This window comes from Clostridium sp. AM34-9AC (assembly GCF_003480225.1).
GTDB lineage: Bacteria > Bacillota > Clostridia > Lachnospirales > Lachnospiraceae > Acetatifactor > Acetatifactor acetigignens.
Genome location: NZ_QUIU01000046.1, coordinates 9292 through 10691 on the forward strand (window position 1 = coordinate 9292; position 1400 = coordinate 10691).

A 1400-nucleotide genomic window follows, 5' to 3' on the forward strand; every position below is an offset into this window, starting at 1 on the left:
TTATATAGATTTGTAATTTACACCATTATATAGACTTTATCCGGAAATTTTACGTTTCCCAGCTCTTTCGCATGTTTTAGTAAATTTAGGATAAATTTGGTTTGATTGGCTTTGATGAAATAGAGGCAAACTGTTTGTTTTTGTATTAAAATTGTTATTTTTGTCCCTATTTACATTTGTGTGTCTGATGTATCAACAGTATAATTATACATTTCACGAATTGCGTATGCAATTAGAAAATCAAGTAGTCCAAATTCCATAAAATGAAATTTTAGGGCAAATTACAGACATTGGCTTGGCTGTAGTATTTTTAAACAACGTGTGTTAGACTACTGTTATACAAATCGAAATTTATAAAGGAGAATATTGATGAAATTATTTTTATGTTCGCACTTTTCAAGTGTAGGAAGTCTGATAAAGGAAGAAATTGAAAATAAGAAAGTCGCATTTATTCCAACAGCTTCACTGCGTGAAGGCTACACCGGTTATGTCGGCTCGGCTCGAAAATTATTCAAAAAGTTGGGAGCGATCGTAACTGAAATTGATATTTCAACGGAGGCTTATTCAACGATACAGTCTGTTTTTGAAGAAGCAGATGTGATATATTTTACCGGCGGAAATTCTTTCTTTCTTATGGACCAGCTCCGTAAAACGGGAACTGATGGACTGCTGAAAAAGGAATTGGCAAATGGAAAATTGATGATCGGCGAGTCGGCAGGCGCAATTATATGCGCTCCAAGCATCCAATATATCGAGCAAATGGATGAAAAGCCGGAGGACTACTCACAAGAAGATGATGCAGGGATTGATTTGATTGATTTCTATGTTCTTCCGCATTATCTTACAGCACCATTTAAGAAAGTTACCGAGAAAATAATGACTGAGTTTTCGGATTTGAATCTATGCCCAATTAACAACCGTCAGGGAATTGTAATTGATGGTGAAGATTCAAAGGTTATTTGCAAAGACTAATTTGAAAATTCCAGTTTGTCAATTACAAGTGACATTGAAAGAGTCAGCCCATTCAAGGTGCTGGCTCTTTCAAAAATTCCATTCTAATAAATTGCATGATAACTTAGAGTAAAAATGAATACCCATTAGCCGGAAATGAATAAAAGTGTGGTGTTTCGTATAATTATGAGTTAGTATGCATCAGACATACTTTTGTAAAAAGGGAGTTATTTTTTGCAAAAAAAATACAAAAACAAGGGATTTGGATGCTTTGGAAGTAACTGTTTTCGTAAAATGAGCAAATCAGGCTATTTTTATACAAAATATCTTGATTTCAAAAATTATTTGTATGGAATACGTCATTATTATGTCATTTACACCAAAGTAATCAAAAAACAATTTTTGGATATTGAAATTTAGCGAAATATCCCCGTAGCCCTTGGCAGGGT

Annotated in this window: 1 protein-coding gene; it reads left to right on the plus strand. The window is 33.7% G+C overall.

Annotation, left to right across the window (positions count from 1 at the left end):
• Window positions 1-369: 369 nt before the first annotated feature.
• On the plus strand, window positions 370-972 hold the full coding sequence (locus DW835_RS17260) for a Type 1 glutamine amidotransferase-like domain-containing protein (RefSeq protein ID WP_007888235.1): 603 nt from the start codon (window positions 370-372) through the stop codon (window positions 970-972).
• The last annotated feature ends 428 nt before the right edge of the window (window positions 973-1400 follow it).